At 60.9% G+C, this 23,515-nt stretch carries 18 protein-coding genes; 2 read left to right on the forward strand and 16 right to left on the reverse strand.

What is annotated here, in order from left to right; all coding sequences use genetic code 11:
- The gene (pilB, locus tag QOM08_RS04000) at window positions 1-1,701 is read right to left on the reverse strand and encodes a type IV-A pilus assembly ATPase PilB (protein WP_047229859.1); all 1,701 of its coding nucleotides are present in this window, start codon (window positions 1,699-1,701) and stop codon (window positions 1-3) included.
- A 225-nt stretch (window positions 1,702-1,926) separates the two neighbouring features.
- On the opposite strand from pilB, the gene QOM08_RS04005 reads away from it, so the two are divergent.
- Both QOM08_RS04005 and QOM08_RS04010 read left to right on the forward strand, forming a co-directional pair.
- Window positions 1,927-2,346, forward strand: coding sequence for a pilin (locus tag QOM08_RS04005; RefSeq protein WP_047229858.1), 420 nt, complete (start codon window positions 1,927-1,929; stop codon window positions 2,344-2,346).
- Between the two features lie 280 nt (window positions 2,347-2,626).
- Window positions 2,627-2,980: a BON domain-containing protein gene (locus QOM08_RS04010; RefSeq protein ID WP_047229857.1), complete on the forward strand. Its 354-nt coding sequence runs from the start codon at window positions 2,627-2,629 to the stop codon at window positions 2,978-2,980.
- A 323-nt stretch (window positions 2,981-3,303) separates the two neighbouring features.
- Here the strand turns inward: QOM08_RS04010 and QOM08_RS04015 are convergent, their stop codons facing one another.
- From QOM08_RS04015 to dksA, 15 genes are all read right to left on the reverse strand, one after another.
- Window positions 3,304-3,600: a DUF2845 domain-containing protein gene (locus QOM08_RS04015; protein WP_047229856.1), complete on the reverse strand. Its 297-nt coding sequence runs from the start codon at window positions 3,598-3,600 to the stop codon at window positions 3,304-3,306.
- 1 nt (window position 3,601) lies between these two features.
- Window positions 3,602-6,535 (reverse strand): DUF748 domain-containing protein, encoded by a 2,934-nt coding sequence (locus QOM08_RS04020; RefSeq protein WP_316912586.1) that lies wholly within the window; start codon window positions 6,533-6,535, stop codon window positions 3,602-3,604.
- Between the two features lie 119 nt (window positions 6,536-6,654).
- Window positions 6,655-7,671, reverse strand: coding sequence for a class I SAM-dependent rRNA methyltransferase (locus QOM08_RS04025; protein ID WP_316912587.1), 1,017 nt, complete (start codon window positions 7,669-7,671; stop codon window positions 6,655-6,657).
- A gap of 134 nt (window positions 7,672-7,805) precedes the next feature.
- Window positions 7,806-9,743, reverse strand: coding sequence for an acetate--CoA ligase (gene acs, locus QOM08_RS04030; protein ID WP_316912588.1), 1,938 nt, complete (start codon window positions 9,741-9,743; stop codon window positions 7,806-7,808).
- A 205-nt stretch (window positions 9,744-9,948) separates the two neighbouring features.
- A complete protein-coding gene (gene pgi, locus QOM08_RS04035) occupies window positions 9,949-11,613 on the reverse strand; it encodes a glucose-6-phosphate isomerase (protein WP_047229852.1) in 1,665 nt (554 codons plus the stop codon).
- A 317-nt stretch (window positions 11,614-11,930) separates the two neighbouring features.
- Window positions 11,931-12,311: an aspartate 1-decarboxylase gene (gene panD, locus QOM08_RS04040; protein ID WP_047229851.1), complete on the reverse strand. Its 381-nt coding sequence runs from the start codon at window positions 12,309-12,311 to the stop codon at window positions 11,931-11,933.
- A 241-nt stretch (window positions 12,312-12,552) separates the two neighbouring features.
- Window positions 12,553-13,413, reverse strand: coding sequence for a pantoate--beta-alanine ligase (gene panC, locus QOM08_RS04045; protein ID WP_316912589.1), 861 nt, complete (start codon window positions 13,411-13,413; stop codon window positions 12,553-12,555).
- A complete protein-coding gene (gene panB, locus QOM08_RS04050; RefSeq protein ID WP_316912590.1) occupies window positions 13,410-14,210 on the reverse strand; it encodes a 3-methyl-2-oxobutanoate hydroxymethyltransferase in 801 nt (266 codons plus the stop codon). The genes panC and panB overlap by 4 nt, the downstream gene beginning before the upstream one ends.
- 402 nt (window positions 14,211-14,612) lie before the next feature.
- Entirely contained in the window at window positions 14,613-15,098 is a 486-nt protein-coding gene (gene folK, locus QOM08_RS04055) for a 2-amino-4-hydroxy-6-hydroxymethyldihydropteridine diphosphokinase (protein ID WP_316912591.1), read from the reverse strand.
- Window positions 15,099-15,101: 3 nt separating this feature from the next.
- A complete protein-coding gene (locus QOM08_RS04060; RefSeq protein ID WP_047229847.1) occupies window positions 15,102-16,499 on the reverse strand; it encodes a polynucleotide adenylyltransferase PcnB in 1,398 nt (465 codons plus the stop codon).
- 715 nt (window positions 16,500-17,214) lie between these two features.
- Window positions 17,215-18,645: a sigma-54-dependent transcriptional regulator gene (locus QOM08_RS04065; protein ID WP_076386346.1), complete on the reverse strand. Its 1,431-nt coding sequence runs from the start codon at window positions 18,643-18,645 to the stop codon at window positions 17,215-17,217.
- Between the two features lie 22 nt (window positions 18,646-18,667).
- Window positions 18,668-21,622, reverse strand: a complete 2,955-nt coding sequence (locus tag QOM08_RS04070; RefSeq protein ID WP_160893587.1) for a sensor histidine kinase — start codon at window positions 21,620-21,622, stop codon at window positions 18,668-18,670.
- Complete coding sequence (locus tag QOM08_RS04075; protein WP_003176118.1) at window positions 21,606-21,782, reverse strand: hypothetical protein; 177 nt, start codon at window positions 21,780-21,782, stop codon at window positions 21,606-21,608. The genes QOM08_RS04070 and QOM08_RS04075 overlap by 17 nt, the downstream gene beginning before the upstream one ends.
- A gap of 77 nt (window positions 21,783-21,859) precedes the next feature.
- Window positions 21,860-22,750, reverse strand: a complete 891-nt coding sequence (gene gluQRS / locus QOM08_RS04080; RefSeq protein ID WP_316912592.1) for a tRNA glutamyl-Q(34) synthetase GluQRS — start codon at window positions 22,748-22,750, stop codon at window positions 21,860-21,862.
- Between the two features lie 233 nt (window positions 22,751-22,983).
- Window positions 22,984-23,427 (reverse strand): RNA polymerase-binding protein DksA, encoded by a 444-nt coding sequence (dksA, locus tag QOM08_RS04085; RefSeq protein WP_047229844.1) that lies wholly within the window; start codon window positions 23,425-23,427, stop codon window positions 22,984-22,986.
- Window positions 23,428-23,515: the final 88 nt, after the last annotated feature.

Consider the following 23,515-nt stretch of genomic DNA (forward strand, 5'->3'; position numbering starts at 1 on the left):
TCAATCCTTGGTGACCCGGTTGATTTCTTCGAGGCTGGTGATGCCTTGCATCACTTTGAGCAGTCCCGAGGCGCGCAGGTCATTAAAACCGTCCTTGCGCATTTGCAGGTCGATTTCCAACGAGTTGCCCTCGGCCATGATCAGCCGTTGCAGTTCGGGCGTATTCCTGACCACTTCGTAAACCCCCACGCGCCCCTTGTAGCCGTTGTTGCACTGTTCGCAACCGACCGGCTCATAGATCGTGAACGAGCCGATGCGTTCCCGGGGGAAGCCTTCCTTGAGCAGGGTTTCTTCGGGAATCTCGATGGCCCTTTTGCAATGTGGGCACAGCTTGCGCGCCAGTCGCTGGGCGATGATCAGGTGGACCGCCGTGGCGATGTTGAAGCCGGGAATGCCCATGTTGTGCAGGCGGATCAGGGTTTCGGCGGCGCTGTTGGTGTGCAGGGTGGAGAGCACCATGTGTCCGGTCTGGGCGGCCTTGATGGCGATTTCGGCGGTTTCCAGGTCGCGGATCTCGCCCACCATGATCACGTCCGGGTCCTGGCGCAGGAACGAGCGCAGGGCCTGGGCGAAATCCAGACCCTGGCGCGGATTCACGTTGACCTGGTTGATGCCTTCCATGTTGATTTCCACCGGGTCCTCAGCGGTGGAAATATTGATGTCCACAGTGTTGAGGATATTGAGCCCGGTATAGAGCGACACGGTTTTGCCAGAGCCGGTGGGCCCGGTCACCAGGATCAACCCTTGTGGTTGTTTGAGCGCCGCCATGTACAGCTCTTTCTGGTCCGGCTCGTAGCCCAGGGCATCGATACCCATCTGCGCGCTGGAGGGGTCGAGGATCCGGATCACCACTTTTTCACCCCAGAGCGTCGGCAGGGTGTTGACCCGGAAGTCGATGGACTTGTTTTTCGACAGGCGCATTTTCAGGCGCCCGTCCTGGGGTTTGCGCCGCTCGGAAATATCAAGGCTGGCCATGACCTTCAGGCGCGCGGCGATGCGGGTGGCCAACTGGATCGGCGGGCGGGCCACCTCTCGCAGCATGCCGTCGGTACGCACCCGCACCCGGTAGATTTTTTCATAGGGTTCAAAGTGCAGGTCGGAGGAGCCGCCCTTGATCGCGTCCAGCAGCATCTTGTTGACGAACCGCACCACCGGCGCATCGTCGGTGTCCTGGCCGGCGATGGAGTCTTGCTTGTGATCATCGATCGACTCGATGTCCAGGCCGTCGAGGTCGACATCGCCCATGCCTTCCAGGCCGGTGCTGGTGGATTCGAAAAACTTTTCGATGGCGTCGCTGAGCTTGTCGTCCTCCACCAGGATGGCTTCGGTGGTCAGGCCGGTGCTGAACTGAATGTCATTGATGGCCTGGTGATTGGTGGGGTCGGAGATGCCCACGAACAGCTTGTTGCCACGCCGCCACAGCGGCAGGGCGTGATGCTGGCGCACCAGTTTTTCGCTGACAAGGCCGGTGGGTTGGGTTTCCTTGTCCAGGCTGTTGAGGTCCAGCAGGGCCACGCCGAAATGCTCCGAGGCAATTTCCGCCACCTGGCGACTCTGGACCAGTTTGTTCTGCACCAGGTAACTGACCAGGGGCATGCGACTGCTTTGGGCTTGTTGGTACGCCTGCTGCGCACTTTGCTCGGTGATCAGTTCGGCCAGTACCAATTGCTTGGCCAGACCGCTTAAGGCGATGTCATTCATGGGAATTCCGGACGCGGACAGTTCATGACTTATAGCCTAGTCAAGCATCCAGACCAAACCAGCGGGGCGCAGTGACAAAAAACGTCAGATAGTGCGCTTGTTGGGGTAGGACATAGGGGCGCTGCGGGTCGAAGTCCCTTGCCAGCGGGCGCGACAGGGTTGGCACATGCCATGCAATGGCCTCCTCAGGTCATGAGACTCCACCTCATGCTTTGGAGATTATCTATGAATAAGCAAAACGGTTTTACCTTGATCGAGTTGCTGATCGTTGTGGCGATCATCGGCATCCTGGCGACGTTTGCGTTGCCGCAGTATTCCAAGTATCAAGCGCGGGCGAAAGCTACGGCGGGGCTGGCGGAAGTCTCCGCGTTGAAGGTGCCGTTCGAGGACGTCATGAACCAGGGAACCAACCCGACGTTAGCCAACATCGGCGGAACATCGCCCACCAGCAATTGCACCCTGACCGCTTCAGGTACTGCAGCGGACGGAACCGGAACCATTGCATGCACCCTGCTGAATGCGCCAGCTCCCGTTCTCGGCAAGGCAATCACCCTTTCCCGTTCAGCAGCCGGTGTCTGGACCTGCGCTTCGACGGCCGTCCAGGAATTCTTGCCCGCCGGTTGCACGGGGGCCGCTGCACCCTGATTTTGGGTCTGGTTGAGCCGGTGGCGAGGGGCTTTTCCCCTTGCCCAGGAAAACCTCAACAATTCATAAACTTAGGGAGCGCCGAAAAAGCCGCAACTTGCATGTCCCAAATCAGCAGGCCATGCATTTTGCATGATTGTGAAAATTGCCGTTTCGCTTAACTAGTTGATTTTAAAAGAATTAATTAATTCGTGAAAACTGGCACAGCCTTCGCACTACTCCTGATAACCCTGCCGGGAAACACCTCCGGCAGTTTTTGAGAAAAACAGGAGTTACTCGTATGAAGAAGTTCGCTATCACTGCCGCAGCTGCCACCGCCCTGACTCTGACCATGGCTAGCGCTTTCGCCGAGACCACTCAAGCAACTCAGGCTCCGATGATGCTGGCTGCTGGTGAAGTGACAGAAGCCAAAGAAGACGTTTCTGATACCTGGATCACCACCAAGGTCAAAGCCGATCTGGTCACTGAAAAAGGCATCCCAGGTTCCGATATCAAGGTAGAAACCAATAAAGGCGTAGTGTCGCTGTCGTCGACTACTGTTCTGACCGACGCGCAAAAAGACACCGCCGTGGCGATTACCAAGAAAATCAAAGGCGTCCGAGACGTTTCGGCTGACGGCCTGAAATCCGAGTAAGACTCAAGGCTTCTCGCCTGGACCGGGAGAAGGCACGGCAAGCGGGCTGAGACATACGTTTGCCGTTGCTTTGGAGTTCATGCGAAGGCCACACGGAAGTGGCCATTACAGGCCCCCGGCATTCGTGCCGGGGGCCTGTTCTATTGCGCAATGGAAAAGTATTCAGGGACCCATCTGGGAAATCGACTGGCCGATTTCGCGAGCAGGCTCGCTCCCACAGTGGACGAGCTTCTTCGGCAAGATGCGTTCGAATGTGGGAGGGAGCCTGCTCGCGATTGGCGGCGGCACATCCCACGCCATCTCAACCTGAATGACAGAACCGCTCAGCGCCCCCGCTTGCTGGTGATCTGCACCAACCGATTCCCCTCGAAACGCAGGTACTGGTACATGCCACTGTTGGGGCCGTAGGTCCATTCTTCCACCGGGTATTCTTCCCGGCGATTGACGCTGCGTTTGTAGCCCAGGTCATCCCGCGCCGCGGGTTGCCCGCATTTTTGCAGGACTTCGCTGGAGCGGTCACCGACGCTGATCAACTGGCTGCCACAGCGCAATGTATCGGCTGCCGACGTCTGGCCGCTGGCGAGCAGCAAGATCAGGCTAAGCCCGTACAGACGTTTCATCTTATTCGGCGTCCAGATGCATGGGGGTGATCACGCGCCCGTCGCTTTCGGCCTGACCGAGGCTGGCGTCGATGAAATACACACGGTCATCGGCCAATTGCCCTTTGTCCACCAGGAAATCCTTGATGCTGCTGGCGCGCTCCTGTCCCAGCTGGCGCAACAGCACTTCGTTGCCACTCCAGAACGAGATCACGCCTTCGCGCAGTTTTTCCGTGCGCGCCTTTTTATCCAGTTGCGTCCATTCGACCGGTGGCTGGGTCTTGAGACGGGTGCGATAGATGCCTTCGAGCAGCGGTGCCTTTTCATCCTCGGGCACCTCCAGCAGCGAGGCCTTGGCAGGGACTTTGTCGCCTCTGCGCTGCAGCATCTTGTAGTAGTTGTACTGGTATTCGCGTTCCAGACGCTGGGCGGCGAGCAGCGGACCGTCGCTGCTTTGGGCGGCGGTGCCTTCGATCTCCAGGCGCAACTCCGGACGTTTACCGAGGGCTTCGGACAACTTGAGCAGCGTTCCTTCGTTGTCCGGGTTCAGTTCGCTTGAGCCCGGGGCGAATGACACGCTGCCCAAGTCTTGCGAGGCACCCCCGGCCACCAGCCCACCGATGAGTTTGAATGGCGCCTGGGCCGCCCGTACCACCAGGTTGCGCAGGGTTTGCCAGACAATCGGCATCACGCTGAATTGCGGGTCATTGAGGTCGCCGGAAACCGGCAGCTCGATGGAAATCCTGCCTTCGGAGTCCTTCAGCAGCGCGACGGCCAGCTTGAGCGGCAGGCTCACGGCGTCCGGGCTGTCGACCTTTTCCCCCAGCTGCAGCTGCTCGACCACCACTTTGTTGTCGGCCTGTAACTTGCCTTTGGTGATCCGGTAATGCAGGTCGAGGTTGAGTCGGCCCTTGCGGATGCGATAGCCGGCGAATTTGCCGGAATAGGGCGTCAGGGTCGTCAGCTCGACCCGTTTGAAACTGGTGGCGATGTCGAGGCTGGCCATCGGGTCGAAGGGGTTGAGCGCCCCTTTGATGGTGACAGGCGCGTAGCGGTCGACCTTGCCGTTGATGTCCACGGTGGCCGGCTTGACCTGGCGGCTGTCGATGGTGCCGATCTGGCCGTTGAGCTGCTGGATGGCCGTGGCGAAGTTCGGCGTCAGGCTGAAGTCGGCGAAGTTGGCCGAGCCATCGTTGATGGCAATGCCGCCGACGTGGATGCCCAGCGGTTTCTCCTGGGATGCCGGTTTTGCCGGGCTGTTGTTCGTACCGCTGTCGGCCGGTTGCGGGATCAGCAGGTCATCGACGTTGGTGGTGCGGTCTCTGTTGATCATGAATCGCGCGTAAGGCTGGTACAGGTTGACCTTGTCGATCGACAGGCTGTCGCCGTGCTGATAGTTGAGCCCTTCGAGCACCAACTGTTTCCACTTGATGAAGTCCCGGGTCCTGAGGGTATCGAGGGTGTGCAGTTGATCGACCTGGGCGCGACCGGTGACGGCGAATGCCAGCGGCTCGGTGCTCTTGAGGTCCACCGCCAGGTCGCTGCCGAGCATTCCGGAGCGCAGTTCCAGGCGAATGAACGGGTTGATGTAGGCCTGGGCGACCCGTAGGTCGATGTCCTGGGTCTTGACCTTGAGCCGGGCGGTGATCGGGTTCAGATTGACCTCGCCGTCAGCCAGGATCTTGCCCTGTTTGCCCACCCCGGTGTCCAGCTTGAGGGTAAAGGGTGAGCCGTTGAGGGTATCGTAGTTCTGCAGGTCGAGGTTCAGCGGGCCGACCTCCAGGGCCACCGCCGGCTGCGCTTGACGGTCGGCCAGGTGCACCTGGTAATTGCGCAGTTGCACGTCCTTCAACAGCACCTGCCAGGGCTTGCTCGGTGCCTGGGGTTCAGCCTCGGGCGAATCGGCGGCTGCCGGGGCTGACGCCGGTTCGACCTTGACCTGTGGTTTGGCCGGCTGGCTGGCGAAGAGTTTTTGCCAGTCCAGTTGCCCATCCGCCTCGCGCGCGGCCCAGGTTTCCAGCTTCTGGCTGCGGATCTTGCCGACGATGACTTGTTGCTTGGCCAGGTCGACGGTTGTCTCACTCACATCCAGGCGTTCGAGCTTCGCCAATGGACGGCCATCCGGCGCCTTGATGGAGAAGGGGGCCACGCTGACGGCCACGTTGTTGAGCAGCAGTTCGGTGCCCTTGGCCAGGTTGAGCTTGTAGTCGGTACTCAGGTTCAGCACGCCGTTTTCCAGCACCAGCGGTACCGCGTCGCGTACGTAGGGCCACCAGACTTTCATCTGGCCGTCGGTGACTTTGATCTTGCCCTCGGAGGCGATCGGCGTGAGGCTGAAGTTGCCGGTCCAGTCGACCCGGCCGCCTTGAGGGCTGACGGCCACCAGGGTCATGTCGGCGTTGTCGTCGGGCAGTGTGCTGAGGTTCTTGAGCTCGAAATCAAGGGTGTCGTACAGAAACTCGATGGGCTCGCTGGGACGCAGGTCCTGAAAATGCAGGTAACCGCCGGCCAGTTTGATCCGGTCGATTCGCAGGGGAAACGGCTTGGCGTCGGGGTCGACCGGGGTGGGTTCGCTGGCCGGCAGCTTGAACAGGCCCAACAGGTTCAACTGACCGTCCTTGGCGAACATGATCTCGGTCTTGGGCTTGTCCAGCTCGATATCGGTCAGGTGCAGGGCGCCGGACCAGAGGCTGTCGAGCTGCAGGTTGGTGTACAGCCGTTCGAAGGCGACCTGCTCCTTGCCCGGTTCGCCGACATTCAGGCCCCAAAGCGTGACTTCGAGGCTGAAGGGATTGAGCTCGATACGCTGAATCTGGGCCGGCACCGTTGCATGGTCGGCCAGTTGTTGATTGGCGATCCGCAAGGCGACACCGGGTAATATCAGAAAACCCAGCAGGCTGTAGAGGGCCAGTACGGTCAACAGGGCGCCGAAAGCGCGAATCAATCCTTTGGGCATGTGCGGCTTCATCTGGTGTGAATTCGGAGTGCCTTGGAGTATGGCATGCGTTTACGGTTCCGAAGCCACTGTGATTTATCAGATTTGTCCGTTTTCGGCGTAGGAGTTGAACCGCTGGTTCAGAGCTGAAGGATCAACGTCTTGAGTGGCGGCTGCTGGTCCCGCGAGGGGAAATCGCTGCCGGGTGTCAGTATTTTCCATTCGCGCACCGGGCGGCCGGCCTTTTCCGCGCAGCGCAGCACCTGCTCGCGCCAGTCGTCCATGGAGACTTTTGCCAGGTTGTTGCAACAGATCAGCACGCCATTTTCAGCGGTGGTGAGCAGCGCCGGCTTGAGCAGGCTCTGGTAATCGCGCAACAGGTCGACAGTGCCGAACGCGCTCTTGGCCCAGGCTGGCGGGTCGAGCAGCACCAGGTCGTACTGGCGTTGCTCCAGGCGCACATAACCTGGCAGCTTCTGCCCGCGTCGCTGACTGATGGGCAGGCCGGCCAGTTGGCGGATGGCCGGGAAGTAATCCGATTGCACGAAATCCATGGGCGGCAGATCAGGGTTGAGCAAACCGTTCTCGCGCCCCACCGCCAGGTTGCCTTCGGCAAAGTCCAGGTTGCACAACTCGCGCGCGCCACCGGCCGCGGCGCTCAGGCCGACGCCGCAGGTGTAGGCGAACAGGTTCAGCACGCTTTTGTGACGGCTGTGTTCCTTGACCCAGCCCCGGGCGTTGCGCAGGTCGAGAAACAGCAATGGATCCTGCCCGGCATGGCGCCCGCGCACGCGGTAGTTCAGGCCCCATTCTCGGCCGACAAGGTCTTGCAGGGCGGCTTCGTCAGCCTGGTAAACGGTGTCCTGGCGGTCGACGCGCGAATTGCCCTGGGCGCGATCGTTGTAGACCAGCAGGGTGTCCAGGCCCAGGCACTCGTTGACGATACCGTGCAATTGCAGCAAGGCATCGCGCTCCAGCGACTGATGGAAACTTTGCACCAGCAATTGCGGGCCGTAGCGGTCGACCGTCAGGCCAGGGGCGCCTTCCTGGCTGCCATGGAACAAGCGATAGCAATCGGTGCCTTGCTGGTGCAATTGGCCGAGCAGGTCCTGACGCTGATCGAGGGCGGCGCGCAGCGCCTGATTCAAGGAAGACATGCCGGGCGCGCCTTAAGGAAATGAGGCGCGGGAGTTTAGCAGTTTCTGTGGCGAGGGGATTTGTGGGAGCAAGCTGTGCTCCCACAGTCCAGCGACGCAAGGACTCGATGCCTCAGGGGAACCGAGTCATTCGCTCAGCGATTAAGGCGCTTGTCGATCAGCCCCTCCACCACGCTTGGATCGGCCAGGGTCGAGGTATCACCGAGGCTGTCGAGCTCGTTGCAGGCAATCTTGCGCAGGATGCGCCGCATGATCTTGCCCGAGCGGGTCTTGGGCAGTGCCGGCGCCCACTGGATCAGTTCCGGTTTGGCGAAGCTGCCGATCTCCTTGCTGACGTGGTCCAGCAATTCCTTTTTCAACGCGTCGTTGGCCTCGATTCCGTCCATCGGCGTGACGAAAGCGTAGATGCCCTGGCCTTTGAGGTCGTGGGGGTAACCGACCACTGCCGCTTCGGCGATGTTGTCGTGCAGCACCAAGGCACTTTCTATTTCGGCAGTGCCGATGCGGTGACCGGAGACGTTGATCACATCGTCGATGCGCCCGGTGATCCAGTAATCGCCATCTTCGTCTCGACGGGCGCCGTCGCCGGTGAAGTAATAGCCGGGGTAGGGCTTGAAGTAGGTGTCGACCATGCGGGAGTGGTCGCCATAAACGCTGCGAATCTGCCCCGGCCAGCTCGCCTTGATCGCCAGCACACCGCTGCCTGCGCCATGGATTTCCTTGCCGATTTCATCCAGCAACACCGGTTGCACGCCAAACATCGGTCGGGTGGCGCAGCCCGGCTTGAGCCGCGGCGCACTCACCAGCGGGCTGAGCATGATGCCGCCGGTCTCGGTCTGCCACCAGGTGTCGACAATCGGGCAGCGCTGTTCGCCGACCACGTTGAAGTACCATTCCCACGCTTCCGGGTTGATCGGCTCACCGACGCTGCCGAGCAATCGCAGGCTTTTGCGCGACGTTTCCTGCAACGGTCCGGCACCTTCGCGCATCAGCGCTCGCAGGGCGGTCGGCGCGGTGTAGAAAATATTGACTTGATGTTTGTCGATCACCTGCCAGAAGCGCGAACTGCTGGGGTAGCTCGGTACGCCTTCGAAGATCAGCGTGGTGGCGCCGTTGGCCAGCGGGCCGTAGACGATGTAACTGTGACCGGTGACCCAGCCGACGTCGGCGGTGCACCAGAACACTTCGTTGTCGCGGTAATCGAGCACGTACTTGAACGTCATCGCCGCTTGCAGCAGATAACCACCGGTGGTGTGCAGCACGCCCTTGGGCTTGCCGGTACTGCCGGAGGTGTAGAGGATGAACAGCGGGTCCTCGGCGTCCATCGGTTCCGGCGGGCAATCGTCGCTCATGTCGTGCATGGCCTGGTGGTACCACAGGTCGCGGCCTTCGACCCAGGCCACTTCGCCCTGGGTGCGCTCGACCACCAGCACGGTGCTGACGTTCGGGCAACTTTCCAGGGCCTTATCGACGTTGCGTTTGAGCGGTATGAATCGTCCGCCGCGCACGCCTTCGTCGGCTGTGATCACGGTGCGGCAATCGGCGTCGAGAATCCGGTCGCGCAGCGAGTCCGGTGAAAAACCGCCGAACACCACCGAATGCACCGCGCCAATCCGTGTGCAGGCAAGCATGGCGTAGGCAGCCTCAGGGATCATCGGCATGTAGATGCAGACCCGATCGCCTTTCTTCACGCCGCGGCTTTTCAGCACGTTCGCCAGGCGGCAAACATGGTGATGAAGTTTTTTGTAGGTGATTTCTGCCGATTCGGCGGGGTTGTCGCCTTCCCAGATGATCGCCGTCTGGTCGCCACGTGTCTCCAGGTGGCGGTCGATGCAGTTGGCGCTGACGTTCAGCTTGCCCCCGGCGAACCAGGTGGCGTCGCCGATCTTGAGGTCATAGCGCTGGACGGTTTGCCAAGGCGTCATCCAGTCGAGAAAGCGCGTGGCCTGCTCGCCCCAGAAAGCGCTGGGATGTTCGATGGATTCTTTGTAGAGCCGCGTGTACTCGTCCTGACTCAGTTGCGCAGCCCGGCGGACGGCATCGGCTTGGGGGTACTGGCTGATATCGAACATGACGGTTCCTTATTCTTGTTTTTGCGACAAGTCATAAAGATGCGCCGAGTAGCCGGAGGGTTCAAGTCATGTACAAATCAACTGTGGGAGCGAGCCTGCTCGCGATGGCGTTGTGTCAGTCAACATCTGTGTCAACTGATCCACCGCCATCGCGAGCAGGCTCGCTCCCACAAAGGTAACGCGGGCCTTGATAACTACTTGAGGATCAGCCGCGATGACGCCCGCGGAAGTAGTTGATCAAGCCCTGGGTCGAAGGGTCTTCGGCCGCGCTTTCTTCGCTGCCCACCAGACGGTTGTAGACGCCCTTGCCCAATTCCTTGCCCAGCTCCACGCCCCATTGGTCGAACGCGTTGATACCCCAGACCACGCTTTGCACGAACACTTTATGTTCATACAGCGCTACCAATGCGCCAAGGCGACGTGGGCTGATGCGTTCGACCACCAAGGTGTTGCTCGGACGGTTGCCCGGGATCACCTTGTGGGAGGCCAGTTTCTGCACGTCTTCTTCGCTCGCACCTTTGTCACGCAGTTCCGCTTCGGCTTCGGCGCGGGTCTTGCCCAGCATCAGTGCCTGGCTCTGGGACAGGCAGTTGGCGTACAGCCACTGGTGGTGATCGGAAACCGGGTTGAAGCTGACGATCGGCACGATGAAGTCTGCCGGGATCAACTGGGTGCCCTGGTGCAGCAACTGGTGGTAGGCGTGCTGACCATTGCAACCGACGCCGCCCCAGATCACAGGACCTGTGTCGGTAGACACCGGCGTGCCGTCCTGGCGCACACTCTTGCCGTTGGATTCCATGTCCAGTTGCTGCAAGTGCTTGGTGATGTTGCGCAGGTAGTGGTCGTACGGCAGGATCGCGTGGCTTTGCGCGCCCCAGAAGTTGCCGTACCACACGCCCAGCAGCGCCAGCAGTACCGGCATGTTCTGTTCGAACGGCGCGCTCTGGAAATGCTGGTCCATGGAATAGGCGCCGGAGAGCAATTCCTTGAAGTTCGACATGCCGATGGCCAGGGCGATCGGCAAGCCGATGGCCGACCACAGCGAGTAGCGCCCGCCGACCCAATCCCACATCGGGAAGATGTTTTCTTCGCGGATGCCGAAGGCCACGGCGGCGGCGTTATTGCTCGATACGGCGATGAAGTGGCGGTACAGCTCGGCTTCGGAACCGCCCTGGGCCAGGTACCAGGCACGGGCAGCCTGGGCGTTCTTCAGGGTTTCGAGGGTGTTGAAGGATTTCGACGAGACGATGAACAGCGTGGTCTCGGCGCGCAACTTCATGGTCAGTTCATGGAACTCGCTGCCATCGATGTTCGCCAGGTAGTGACAGCGCACGCCTTTTTGTGCGTAAGACAGCAGCGCTTCGGAGACCAGTTCCGGGCCGAGGAAAGAGCCACCGATGCCGATGTTCACCACGTCGGTAATCGGTTTCTCGGTGTAGCCGCGCCACAGGCCGTCATGGATGCGCCCCACCAGATCAGTGATCTGGTTCAACACCTTGTGTACGTCGGGCATGACGTCGGCGCCGTTCACCAGCAGTTTATCGCCCACAGGGCGGCGCAGCGCGGTATGCAGGGCCGGGCGGCTCTCGGAGGCATTGACGATTTCGCCTTCGAACAGCGCCTTGATCGCGCCCTTGAGGTCGACTTCATTGGCCAGGCACACCAGCAGGTCACGGGTCTGGGCGTTGATCAGGTTCTTTGAGTAGTCGAGAAACAGGCCGCAGCTCGACAGAGTGAATTGATTGAAACGCTGCGGATCGGCATGGAACGCTTCGCGCATGCTGAAATCCTGCATGGCTTTGCGGTGGTCATTCAGCGCTTGCCAGGCAGGCAGAGCGGTCACGTCGTGAGGGGTTCGGTAATACGCCATCGCTGCGGGTTTCCTTTTTACTTGAACGACCTTTTGTACACTAAAAATTCCGGCATGGCCTCAGGGGGCGTCCGGACAACTGCGTCGACACGATCTATGGGCACAGGGCGACTACAGTAAACCTCGCGTTGCGATCTGTCTTGGCTTTGTCAGACCGTTTCCCGGTACTTTTTTATACAACAGGGGCGGGATTGGTCCGACAGACGGAAGCGCGGCGATGTTCCCTGGCACAAAATCCCTATTCTGGGGAATGCCCGCTGTGGGAGCAAAGCGTGCTCCCCCAGGCTTGCACACCGAGGGGGCGGCACAGGGTTCGGTCAGGCGACCTGAACCGGGATGGCGTTGCTGGTGTGGCTCAGTTCGTTGCCCGGGGCCATGTACAGCATGCGGGGCTTGAAGTTGGCCAGTTCGGCTTCGCTGTAATGGGCGTAGGCGCAGATGATCACCCGGTCACCCACCTTCGCCTTGTGCGCCGCAGCGCCGTTGACCGAAATCATTCGCGAGCCTTCTTCGCCCCGGATCGCATAGGTGGTGAAGCGTTCACCGTTGTCGACGTTGTAGATCTGGATCTGTTCGTATTCGCGGATACCCGACAGGTCCAGCCACTCACCATCAATGGCGCAGGAGCCTTCGTAGTCGAGCACGGCGTGAGTGACTTCGGCGCGGTGCAGCTTGGCCTTGAGCATGATGGCGTGCATGAATGTTTCCTCTGGTCGGGTCCGAACGGCGGGCAGTTTGCCCGAAGGCTCTGGAGGCAGCAATACACAAGAGATGTGAGAATGCAGTCTGTAAAACACCGTCTATCCCTTGTGGAAACGAAGGCTGTGGGAGCAAAGCTTGCTCGCGATGACGCCGTCAAATTCAGCACATATGCCGACTTTTAGACTGCTATCGCGAGCAAGCCTGGCTCCCACAAGGCCCCCCATTGGGCTAGGGTGTTCAGGCGAGTGCGTCGAGGTCCAGGTGCAGGTTATCGATCAACCGGGTGGTGCCCAGGAAAGCGGCAACCAGAATCACCAGATCACGATCCTCGGCCGTGGCCGGACGCAAGGTACGGGCGTGGCGGACTTCCAGATAATCAGGACGCAGGCCGGCAGTTTCCAGTTGCTTGATCTGCTCGGCCACCAGCACCGGGAAATCCCGCCGCCCTTGCCTGATCGCCTCGGCAATCTGGCTCAGGCTGCGATAGACCACGGGGGCCACCGCGCGTTGTTCAGGGCTGAGGAAGCCGTTGCGTGACGACAGCGCCAGACCATCTTCGGCGCGAACGGTCGGCTCACCAATGATCTGGATCGGCATGTTCAGGTCATGGACCAGCGCGCGGATCACCGCCAGTTGCTGGAAGTCCTTCTGGCCGAACACCGCAAGGTCAGGCTGGACCATGTTGAACAGTTTGCTGACCACCGTTGCCACGCCCTCGAAATGCCCCGGACGGCTGGCGCCGCACAGGCCTTCGGACAGTTGCGGGACACTGACCCGGGTCTGTCCGGCCATGCCGTCGGGGTACATTTCTTCGACGGTTGGAGCGAACAGCAGATGGCAGCCGGCCTGGAGCAGTTTTTCCTGATCGGCAGCCAAAGTGCGCGGGTATTTGTCCAGGTCTTCGCCGGCACCGAATTGCAGCGGGTTGACGAAAATGCTCGCCACCACGAAGTCGGCCCGCTGCGCCGCTTTGGTGATCAGCGCCATATGGCCGCTGTGCAGGTTGCCCATGGTCGGCACGAAAGCAATGCGTTTGCCTTCGCTGCGGGCGCGGGCCACGGCGGCCCGCAGTTCGCGTACGGTTTTGACGGTGTTCATGCAGAAAATCCGTGCTCGACGCCAGGGAAGGTCGCCGCTTTGACTTCGGCAACGTAGGCGCCCAGGGCGGCCTGGATGGTCGCTTGCCCGGCCATGAAGTTCTTCACGAACTTGGGTACGCGACCGGTGATCGACAAGCCGAGCATGTCATGCAGCACCAGTACCTGGCCGTCGGTGGCGCTGCCGGCGCCGATGCCGATGACCGGGATCTTCACCGCCTGGGTGATTTCCTCCGCCAGTTCGCTGGGCACGCATTCGAGCAGCAACATCGCGGCACCCGCCTGCTCCAGCGCGATCGCATCGGCGCGCATCTGACGGGCCTGGTTTTCATTGCGGCCCTGAACCTTGTAGCCACCGAGGATGTTCACCGCTTGGGGCGTCAAGCCCAGGTGTGCGCACACCGGGATGCCGCGTTCGGCCAGCAGGCGAATGGAATCGGCCAGCCACAACGCGCCTTCTATTTTCACCATGTGGGCGCCGGCCTGCATCAGCATGGCGCTGTTGGTCATGGTTTGTTCGAGGGTGGCGTAGGCCATGAATGGCAGGTCGGCAAGGATCAGCGCATCGGTGTTACCGCGTTTGACGGCGGCCACGTGATAGGCCATCTCGGCGGTGGTCACCGGCAGCGTGCTGTCGTGACCTTGCAGCACCATGCCGAGGGAATCGCCCACCAGCAGCACTTCGACACCGGCCTCATTGCAGGCGTGGGCGAAGGTTGCGTCATAGCAGGTCAGCATGGTGATTTTTTCACCTTTTTGCTTGAGACCTTGCAGCGTGGTCAGGGTAATAGCTGGCATGAAAAAGTCCTCATTAGGCGCCAGGGGATGTTCTCAATCGGTTTCCCTGACTGAGAACACCTCCTTGAACTACTGCGAGTAACGCGCATGATTCGTCATTTATACAGGCGCACCCTCTATGCGTGGTGCTTGTAAGGCCTGGATTGCGCCCTTTAGCGCCGCATTGGCGGCGACGGGACGCCTATAGTCGTGAGGAGTACCCGGGAAGTCAATTGGATGTGTTACCGCCGGGTGTTACCGGGGTTACTGATGCGTTTCAGCGTGGGGGGGAGTCTCGAAAGTGACTGTAGGGTCCGAATCTTGTGGGAGCGAGCCTGCTCGCGATTGCGGTGTGTCAGTCGACATTTGCATTGGTTGAATCACCGCTATCGCGAGCAGGCTCGCTCCCACAGGCTATCTACGTCAGTTGGAGGGCAAGCGTTCCAGGCCGACAAACGGGCACGCTGCAAGCAGGTCCTTGAGCAGGCGTCCATCGCTCAGGCGCAGGTCGGCGGGTGCCAGTTCTGCGAGGGGATAGAGTACGAAGGCCCGGGCATGCATGTGGTAGTGAGGGACTTTCAGGCGGGGCTCGTCGATCAGGCGATCGCCGAACAGGAGAATGTCCAGGTCCAGGGTGCGCGGACCCCAGCGCTCCAGGCGTTCGCGACCTTGCCCGGTTTCGATGGCTTGCAGCGCATCGAGCAGGTCCAGCGGCGCCAGGCGACTGTCCAGCGCCGCGACCGCATTGGTGTAGCGTGGCTGGCCAGGCAGCAGGGAGTCGCTCTGGTAGAACGCTGACACGCCCGTCAGTTGCGTGTCGGGCAGTTGCGCCAGCGCCTGGACAGCGCTGCGCAATTGTTCGGCGGGCTCGGCGAGGTTGCTGCCCATGCCGATGTAGATGCGCTCCATCGATTACTCGTCCGAAGCGCTCGGGACACCGGCACGTTTACGCTTGGCGCCGCTGCTGCGACGACGCTTGCGCGGGCCGCTGGCACCGTCGTCCTTACCACTGAGTTCGCGGATCATGTCGCGGCGCTCGCTGTCGTTGGCGTCCTGGTAGTCAGTCCACCATTCACCGAGGCCATCGGTTTGTTCGCCGGCGCTTTCACGCAGTAGCAGGAAGTCGTAGCCAGCCCGGAAACGCGGGTTGTCCAGCAGCAGGTCGGCACGTTTGCCGCTGCGCCGTGGCAGGCGTTCCTGCATGTCCCAGATTTCGCGGATCGGCATCGTGAAGCGTTTCGGAATCGCGATACGCTGGCACTGTTCGCTGATCAGCTCGTGGGCGGCTTCCTGCATGGCAGGGATTGGCGGCATGCCGCGCTCCTGCAGGCGCAGCACCCGGGCCGGGAGGGCAGGCCAGAGCAGTGCGGCAAACAGGAAGGCCGGGGTCACCGGTTTGTTCTGCTTGATGCGCAGATCGGTGTTGATCAACGCTTCGCTGATCAGGGTGTGGGTGTAGGTCGGGTTGTGCTCCAGCGCTTCGGCGCTGGCCGGGAACAGCGGGTCGAACAGTTGCAGGTCCACCAGCATTTCAAAGGTGTCCGCCGCGTTGCCCGACAGGAACAACTTGAGCACTTCCTCGAACAGACGGGCCGACGGGATTTCCCGCAGCATCGGCGCCAATTCGCGGATCGGCGTGGCGCTGTGTTTTTCGATGCCGAAATCCAGCTTGGCGGCGAAACGCACGGCTCGCAGCATGCGCACCGGGTCTTCCTGGTAACGCTGCTTGGGGTCGCCGATCAGGCGGATCAGGCGATTGCGGATGTCGTGTACGCCATTGGCGTAGTCGAGGATGCGTTCGCTGACCGGGTCGTAATACAGGGCGTTGATGGTGAAGTCGCGGCGTTGCGCGTCTTCTTCCAGCGTGCCGTAGACGTTATCGCGCAGGATGCGCCCGCTCTCGTTGCGCGAAGACTGGCTACTGTCTTCTTCTTCATCGTTTTGCGGGTGGTTGGCGCGAAATGTCGCCACTTCGATGATTTCGCGGCCGAAGTGGATGTGGACCAGCTTGAAGCGCCGGCCAATGATCCGTGCGTTGCGAAATTCGGCGCGGATCTGTTCCGGCGTGGCGCTGGTGGCGACGTCGAAATCCTTGGGCGTGATGTTGAGCAGCATGTCACGCACACATCCGCCCACCAGATAAGCCTGGTAGCCGGCGTTCTGCAGGCGTTCGACGATGTTCACCGCGTAACGGCTGAACTGGGCCTTTTGCAACGAATGCTGGCCACTGTTGAGCACTTCAGGCGTGCTGCGAATGTGTTGCGTACGACGCAAGGGAGAACGGAATGACTGGAACAGCTTCTTCAGCATGGGATGCACTGTTTGAAGGAATATTCGGCCAAAAACGAAGAGTGACCGCATGATGGGCGGGGATTCTAGCATTTAGTCGAGGGATGGTGTAGGACGGAGCAGTTTTGAGCTGCAAGCTTGAGCGACAAGCCTTGTAGGCTTTAAGGGAAGGGGAATGCCGGAAACCACAGGGGGAGCCGAAGCTCCCCCAGAATTAGTTGCGTGCTCTGTTTTTATTATTGATTTCGGGCTTCTTGTTTTTGTTGAGTGCCCGCGCCACGAGGTTTTCCCTGCGTGACACTCCCATTCGGGAGTCAAGAGCAAACGGATTGCTTTGGTCGCTGTGTTGCAGTGATCAATCGATCCAACCAGTTCAGGCACCTGTCTTGGGACAGTTTTATTGTTCTCGGCCTGGTTGTGGGGCAAGCCCCAAATACAACGCCTCTCCAAAAGAATCAGTTAGCTGCGCCTCTCGCCGTCTTGTTTTTATTGTGCGTGAGTCGATTCGTCTTATTTTTATTGTCGTTTACACGGTTTGTTATTGTTCTTGTACCAAAGCTATAGCAGGGTGCGTGCCAACTTTTGCAAACCCCAGCAAAGTCGGGGGGCTGGCGGGGTTGTTGGTTTTTTCGGGGCGAAAAAAAGCCGGGGTTTCGTTACCGTAAACCCCGGCTTCTGTTACGTGAAAAAGCTGAGGTAACAGTTTTTTCACATTGGGCGGTGTTACCCGCGCACCTCAGCTTTCGCTGGCGACCCCGGTCTTGCGGCGTGGGATACCCAGGCGCTGGCGGCGTTCCCACAGGCATTTGCGGCTAACCCCCAGCTTGCGCGCCAGTTCGGTCTCAGTCATGTGGTCCTGGTGTTCGAGGACGAAATGCTGGAAGTAATCTTCCAGGGACAAGTCTTCGGTAGGCTCGTGACTGGAGTTGTTGGCACCACCCTGTTGCGGGGCCAGGCCGATGAACTCGTCATCGTCCAGGTCACTGAGCTCGATGTCGATGCCTAGCAGGTCGGCCGAGATTTCCGGGCTCTCGCAGAGGATCACTGCTCGCTCTACCGCGTTTTCCAGCTCTCGAACGTTACCCGGCCAGGCGTAGTGACGGATGGCCTGTTCGGCATCCGGGGCGAACTTGAGATCGGTGCGGTTGACCCGCGCGCTCTGGCGGGCAAGGAAAGCATTGGCGATTTCGTTGACGTCGGCGCCACGCTCGCGCAGGGCCGGCAGCTTCAAGGCGATGACGTGCAAACGGTAATACAGGTCTTCACGGAACTGGCCGATCTTCGCCAGGCTCTTGAGATCGCGGTGCGTGGCCGCGATCAGGCGCACGTCGACTTTCTGCGACTGCACCGACCCGACCCGACGGATCTCGCCTTCCTGAAGCACCCGCAGCAAACGTGCCTGGGCTTCAAGGGGTAGTTCACCGATTTCATCGAGGAACAGCGTCCCGCCGTCCGCCGCTTCCACCAGCCCGGCGCGCCCGGCGCTGGCACCCGTGAACGCACCCTTTTCGTGACCGAACAGTTCGGACTCGATCAGGCTTTCCGGGATCGCCGCGCAGTTCACCGAAATCATCGGGGCCTTGGCCCGTCGGGACAGGTTATGCAGCGCACGGGCTACCAGCTCCTTGCCGGTGCCGGACTCGCCCTGGACCAGGACATTGGAGTCGGTGGGCGCCACTTTGCGGATCTTGCTGTACAAGTCCTGCATGGGCGGGCAGGAGCCGATGATGCCGATTTCGCCGTTATGGTTGCCGGCGCCGCCTTTGGTGGAGGCTGTCGCCTTGCTCGCCGGTTCCGGCGCATGGCTGGCCGCCGTCTGTCGGTCGCGCAAGATGCGGGCCACGGCCTGGAGCATCTCGTCGTGGTCAAACGGCTTGGCGATGTAGTCCACCGCGCCCATTTTCATGGAGTCCACCGCCGAGCGCAGGCTGGCGTAACTGGTCATGATCAGCACCGGCGTGCCCTGGCCGAGCTTGATCAGTTCGGTGCCGGGGGCGCCAGGCAAGCGCAGGTCGCTGACGATCAGGTCAAACGTTGGAATGCTGAAACGTTCTTGTGCTTCCTGCACTGAACCGGCTTCGCTGACCTGGTACTGATTGCGTTCCAGCAGGCGGCGCAAGGCGGAGCGGATAATTGTTTCGTCTTCGACGATCAAAATGTGCGGCATTGATTCGATTCTCTCGACGGTCTCAGTTCACAGCGGACGTCGCTTCGACATGACGCGGCAAGGTCACCCGTATACGGGTGCCGCGTTGGCTTTGTACATCGGCCGGGCTGTCGATGGTGATTTGTCCATAATGCTCTTCAACGATGGAATAGACCAGTGCAAGGCCCAGACCGGTGCCTTCGCCCGGGTCCTTGGTGGTGAAGAAAGGTTCGAACAATCGGTCCATGATGTTCTGGGGGATACCGCTGCCTTCGTCTTCGACGATCAGGTCGATCGTGTGTTCGCTGGCTTCGCTCTTGACCCGCACCGCGCTGCCCGCAGGTGAGGCGTCGCGGGCGTTGGAGAGCAGGTTGATCAGTACTTGGGCGAGCCGCTGGGGATCGCCGTCGACCCAGTGATCCGGGTCGCACAGGTTGAAGAATTGCACCTCGAAATTGCGCCGGTTCAGGGCCAGCAGACCAATGGCGTCCTGGGCCACTTCGGCCAGACAGACGGGCTCGTCGTTGTGCTGGTGGCCGCCGGCATGGGCGAAGCTCATCAGTGACTGGACGATACGCGACACACGCTTGGTCTGTTCGAGGATCTGGCCGCTGATTTCCGTCAGTTCGCCGTCGTCCTCGCGCTCTTCGCGCAGGTTTTGCGCCAGGCAGGCGATGCCGGTGATCGGGTTGCCGATTTCGTGGGCCACCCCGGCGGCCAGCCGACCGATGCTTGCCAACCGTTCGGAGTGGACCAGCTTGTCTTCGAGCATCTGAGTATCGGTGAGGTCTTCCACCAGCAATACCAGGCCACTGTTACCCGGCGCCAGCGGCTCGTCGATCGCCGCCTTGTGCAGGTTCAACCAGCGAGTCTGGCCGTCGAGGGCCAGGTGCTGCTTGTGCAAATGCTCATCCGGCAGGTCGATGAAGCCTTGCAGCAGGCCTTTCCACGGCTCACTCAGGGTACTCAGGCGTGAACCGACCACGCGCTGGGCGGCGATTCCGGTCAGTTCCTCCATGGCCTTGTTCCACATCAGGATTTCCTGGTCCTTGGCCAGGGAGCACACGCCCATCGGCAGTTCCTGCAAGGTCTGGCGGTGATAACGGCGCAAGGCGTCCAGTTCGGCGGCCAGGCCGGTGAGGCGCGAGTGGTAGTCTTCCAGACGGCTCTCGATGAAGTGGATGTCTTCAGTGACATAGTTCTCGCCGCCGGCCTTGTAGGGCAGGAACGTCTCGACCATGTCCTGGGCCACGCTGGGGCCCATCAGGCCGGACAGGTTGGCTTCGATCCGGTCCCGCAGGCGACGCAGGGCATATGGACGGCGTTCATCGAAGGGCAGGTAGAGGTCGCGCAGGGCCTGTTCGACTTCTTTTTGCGCGGCCTTGGCGCCCAGGGGCTTGGCCAGTTGCGTGGCGAACTCCTGGGGTGAAGCGGCGTGCAGTTCCCGACGCTGGGGGCGGCGAACGTTGTCCACCGCGCAGGCTTCGGCGGCGCTGGCCTCTTCGCTGCTGGCGTTGGTGAACAGTGAAATCAGGGTGAACATCAGCACGTTCGCCGCCAGCGAGGCGATGGCCGCCATGTGCCAACTGGTGTCGTCGAGCACGTAGATCATGTTCAGCAACGGGATATAGAAGCCCTGCATGTTGCCCAGCAGTGGCAACAGCATGGCGACCAGCCACACCAGGATCCCCGCGAGCAGACCGGCGATAAAACCACGGCGGTTGGCTGTTGGCCAATACAGCACCGACAGTACGCCGGGCAGGAACTGCAAGGTGGCGACGAACGCGACAATGCCGAGGTTGGCCAGGTCCTGTCCGTCGCCCAGCATCAGGTAAAAGCCGTAGCCGGCCATGATGATGGCGACGATCAGTGCGCGGCGGGTCCATTTCAGCCAGCGGTAGATATTGCCCTCGGCCGGCGGCTGGTAGAGCGGCAGCACCAGATGGTTGAGGGCCATGCCCGACAGCGCCAGCGTGGTAACGATGATCAGGCCGCTGGCCGCCGACAGGCCACCGATGTAGGCCAGCAACGCCAGGGCCTTGCTGTTGGCGGCGATGCCGATGCCGAGGGTGAAATACTCAGGATTGGTGCTGGCCCCCAGCTTCAGTCCGGCCCACAGGATCAGCGGCACCGCCAGGCTCATCAGCAGCAGGAACAGCGGCAGGCCCCAGCTCGCGCTCACCAGCGAGCGCGGGTTGAGGTTTTCGGTAAAGGTCATGTGGTACATGTGCGGCATGACGATCGCTGACGCGAAGAACACCAGCAACAGCGTGCGCCACGGGCCTTCCTGCAGGGGTGTGTGCAGGGCGGCGAGGGCGGTCTGGTTCTGCAGCAGCCACAGCTCCAGTTGTTGCGGGCCATCGAATACGCCGTACAGGGCATAGAGGCCGACGCCGCCGATGGCGATCAGTTTGATCACCGATTCGAAGGCGATGGCGAACACCAGGCCTTCGTGTTTCTCCCGGGTGGCGATGTGGCGGGAACCGAAGAAAATCGTGAAGAGAATGATCAGCGCGCAGAAACTCAGTGCGACCCGGTGCTGCACCGGTTCGCGGGTGAGGATGCTGATGGAGTCGGCCACCGCCTGGATCTGCAGGGCCAGCAACGGCAATACGCCCACCAGCATGAAAATCGTGGTCAGCGCGCCGGCCCAGGTGCTGCGAAAGCGAAAGGCGAACAGGTCGGCCAGGGATGATAGCTGGTAGGTGCGGGTGATTTTCAGGATTGGGTAGAGCAGCACCGGCGCCAGCAGGAATGCCCCCGATACACCCAGGTAGCTGGACAGAAAACCGTAGCCGTACTGATAGGCCAGTCCGACCGTGCCATAGAACGCCCACGCGCTGGCGTAGACGCCCAGCGACAGGGTGTAGGTCAGCGGGTGGCGGATGATCGCCCGGGGGATCATGCCCCGTTCGCTGATCCAGGCGACGCCGAACAGCACTGCCAGGTAGGCTGCGCTGATCAGGATCATCTGGGTCAGGCTAAAGCTCATCGGCATCTTTTTGGCTCTGCAGGATGAAGGTCACGACGATCAGGATCAGCCAAAGCAGATAGGGCCGATACCAGGCACCCGTGGCGTCGATCCACCAATCCATGATGGCCGGGGAGAACAGATAAATCCCCACTACCAGGAGCAGGACCAAGCGATAGATGTACATCCCGGCCTCTCTTTTTTAAACGCGTGCCCGAAAACGTGCGGCGATGGTAACGGATGGGGGCCAAGCTGCAAGCGCCGTCAACGTATTTGCGCCTCTGGCAGGGTCAAAGTGCGCGGGATCTTCTCCGCATCCCAATGGCGAATGCCCCAGTCCAGCAGGTCCCGGGGGCTGGCGTCGACCCGTTCGGGGCCTGGCTGTTGGCCCAGCGCGCGCAGTGCCCGCAACAACAATGGCGTGGCCTGATCGGCCGCCAGCGGTGGCGAACGGTAGGACTTGCCGAGTTTGTGTCCGTCCGGCTGGGTGATCAGCGGCACATGCAGGTAGCGCGGTTGTGGCAAGCCAAGCAGCTCTTGCAGGTACAGCTGACGTGGCGTGGAGTCCAGCAGGTCGGCACCGCGCACGATATCGGTGACCCCCTGCCAGGCGTCGTCCAACACCACCGCCAGTTGATAAGCATAGAGCCCGTCGCGACGGCGAATCACGAAATCGCCGACTTCACGGCCCAGGTGCTGGCGGAACGGGCCTTGTACTCGGTCGTTGAAGTGATACGCCAGCTCGGGAACGCGCAGGCGGATGGCCGCGTCTTTGGTGTCGTGACCGGCGTTGCGGCACAGGCCCGGATAAATGCCCTGATACGGCTCCAGTTGTTTGCGCGAGCAGGTGCAGGCATAGGCCAGACCCTGGCTGAGCAGGCGATTGATGACCTGGTCGTAGGCCTCATGGCGCTCACTCTGACGGACCATCTCGCCGTCCCATTCAAACCCGTAGCTTTGCAGTGCCTTCAAGATTGCCGCTTGCGCGCCAGGCTCTTCCCGTGGTGGGTCAAGGTCCTCCATGCGCAGCAACCAGCGCCCGCCCGCAGCCCGGGCATCCAGATAGGACGCCAGCGCGGCGACCAGGGAGCCGAAGTGCAGGTGGCCGCTGGGTGTGGGGGCGAAGCGGCCGATGTAGGGGGCAGTGGCGGTCATAAAGCGAATGTTACTGGGTCCGGGCTGTTGGAATACATATCCTGCTGACGAAGCCACCCCTCTGTGGGAGCGAGCCTGCTCGCGATAGCGTCTTATCAGTGGGCATTGATGTGGCTGACCCACCGCTATCGCGAGCAGGCTCGCTCCCACAAGGGAACCGGGTGTGCGGGAAGTATCAGAAACAAAAAACGGAGCGTGTGAACGCTCCGTTTTTCGATGACAGCCCAGGCAATTTACTTGCCGACCTGTTTTTCCTTGATTTCCGCCAGGGTCTTGCAGTCGACACACATGTCGGCGGTCGGACGTGCTTCCAGCCGCTTGACGCCGATCTCGACGCCGCAGGACTCGCACCAACCGTATTCTTCGTCTTCGATCAGTTGCAACGTCTTGTCGATTTTCTTGATGAGCTTGCGCTCACGGTCGCGGGCGCGCAGTTCGAGGCTGAATTCTTCTTCCTGGCTGGCACGGTCGGCCGGGTCAGGGAAGTTCGCCGCTTCGTCTTTCATGTGATCCACAGTGCGGTCGACTTCCTGCATCAAGTCCTGTTTCCACTTGTTCAGGATCTTGGTGAAGTGCGCGCGCATGGGGGCGCCCATGTACTCTTCGCCAGCTTGCGGCACGTACGGCTCAAACCCGCTGAGCGACTGATTTTGATTCTGCTTTGCTTGGGTGGGCATGAATGGACCGCCTCTACTCTTGTAATCCACTACGCAGGATTGCTCCATCACCGACACCTGCCGGCCCTGCGGCTGCAAGCGGGCGAAC

The organism is Pseudomonas sp. P105, assembly GCF_032614175.1.
Lineage (GTDB): Bacteria > Pseudomonadota > Gammaproteobacteria > Pseudomonadales > Pseudomonadaceae > Aquipseudomonas > Aquipseudomonas rhizophila.

What these genes read in the sequence shown, in the direction of transcription:
- QOM08_RS04070 (WP_160893587.1), bottom strand. Translation starts at nt 21,622, where the DNA reads ATGCCGATGAGCTTTAGCCTGACCCAGATGATCCTGATCAGCGCAGCC.
- QOM08_RS04060 (WP_047229847.1), bottom strand. Translation starts at nt 16,499, where the DNA reads ATGCTGAAGAAGCTGTTCCAGTCATTCCGTTCTCCCTTGCGTCGTACG.
- QOM08_RS04065 (WP_076386346.1), bottom strand. Translation starts at nt 18,645, where the DNA reads ATGCCGCACATTTTGATCGTCGAAGACGAAACAATTATCCGCTCCGCC.
- panC (WP_316912589.1), bottom strand. Translation starts at nt 13,413, where the DNA reads ATGAACACCGTCAAAACCGTACGCGAACTGCGGGCCGCCGTGGCCCGC.
- QOM08_RS04010 (WP_047229857.1), top strand. Translation starts at nt 2,627, where the DNA reads ATGAAGAAGTTCGCTATCACTGCCGCAGCTGCCACCGCCCTGACTCTG.
- folK (WP_316912591.1), bottom strand. Translation starts at nt 15,098, where the DNA reads ATGGAGCGCATCTACATCGGCATGGGCAGCAACCTCGCCGAGCCCGCC.
- QOM08_RS04020 (WP_316912586.1), bottom strand. Translation starts at nt 6,535, where the DNA reads ATGCCCAAAGGATTGATTCGCGCTTTCGGCGCCCTGTTGACCGTACTG.
- acs (WP_316912588.1), bottom strand. Translation starts at nt 9,743, where the DNA reads ATGTTCGATATCAGCCAGTACCCCCAAGCCGATGCCGTCCGCCGGGCT.
- QOM08_RS04075 (WP_003176118.1), bottom strand. Translation starts at nt 21,782, where the DNA reads ATGTACATCTATCGCTTGGTCCTGCTCCTGGTAGTGGGGATTTATCTG.
- pgi (WP_047229852.1), bottom strand. Translation starts at nt 11,613, where the DNA reads ATGGCGTATTACCGAACCCCTCACGACGTGACCGCTCTGCCTGCCTGG.
- panB (WP_316912590.1), bottom strand. Translation starts at nt 14,210, where the DNA reads ATGCCAGCTATTACCCTGACCACGCTGCAAGGTCTCAAGCAAAAAGGT.
- dksA (WP_047229844.1), bottom strand. Translation starts at nt 23,427, where the DNA reads ATGCCCACCCAAGCAAAGCAGAATCAAAATCAGTCGCTCAGCGGGTTT.
- gluQRS (WP_316912592.1), bottom strand. Translation starts at nt 22,750, where the DNA reads ATGACCGCCACTGCCCCCTACATCGGCCGCTTCGCCCCCACACCCAGC.
- QOM08_RS04005 (WP_047229858.1), top strand. Translation starts at nt 1,927, where the DNA reads ATGAATAAGCAAAACGGTTTTACCTTGATCGAGTTGCTGATCGTTGTG.
- QOM08_RS04015 (WP_047229856.1), bottom strand. Translation starts at nt 3,600, where the DNA reads ATGAAACGTCTGTACGGGCTTAGCCTGATCTTGCTGCTCGCCAGCGGC.
- pilB (WP_047229859.1), bottom strand. Translation starts at nt 1,701, where the DNA reads ATGAATGACATCGCCTTAAGCGGTCTGGCCAAGCAATTGGTACTGGCC.
- QOM08_RS04025 (WP_316912587.1), bottom strand. Translation starts at nt 7,671, where the DNA reads ATGTCTTCCTTGAATCAGGCGCTGCGCGCCGCCCTCGATCAGCGTCAG.
- panD (WP_047229851.1), bottom strand. Translation starts at nt 12,311, where the DNA reads ATGCACGCCATCATGCTCAAGGCCAAGCTGCACCGCGCCGAAGTCACT.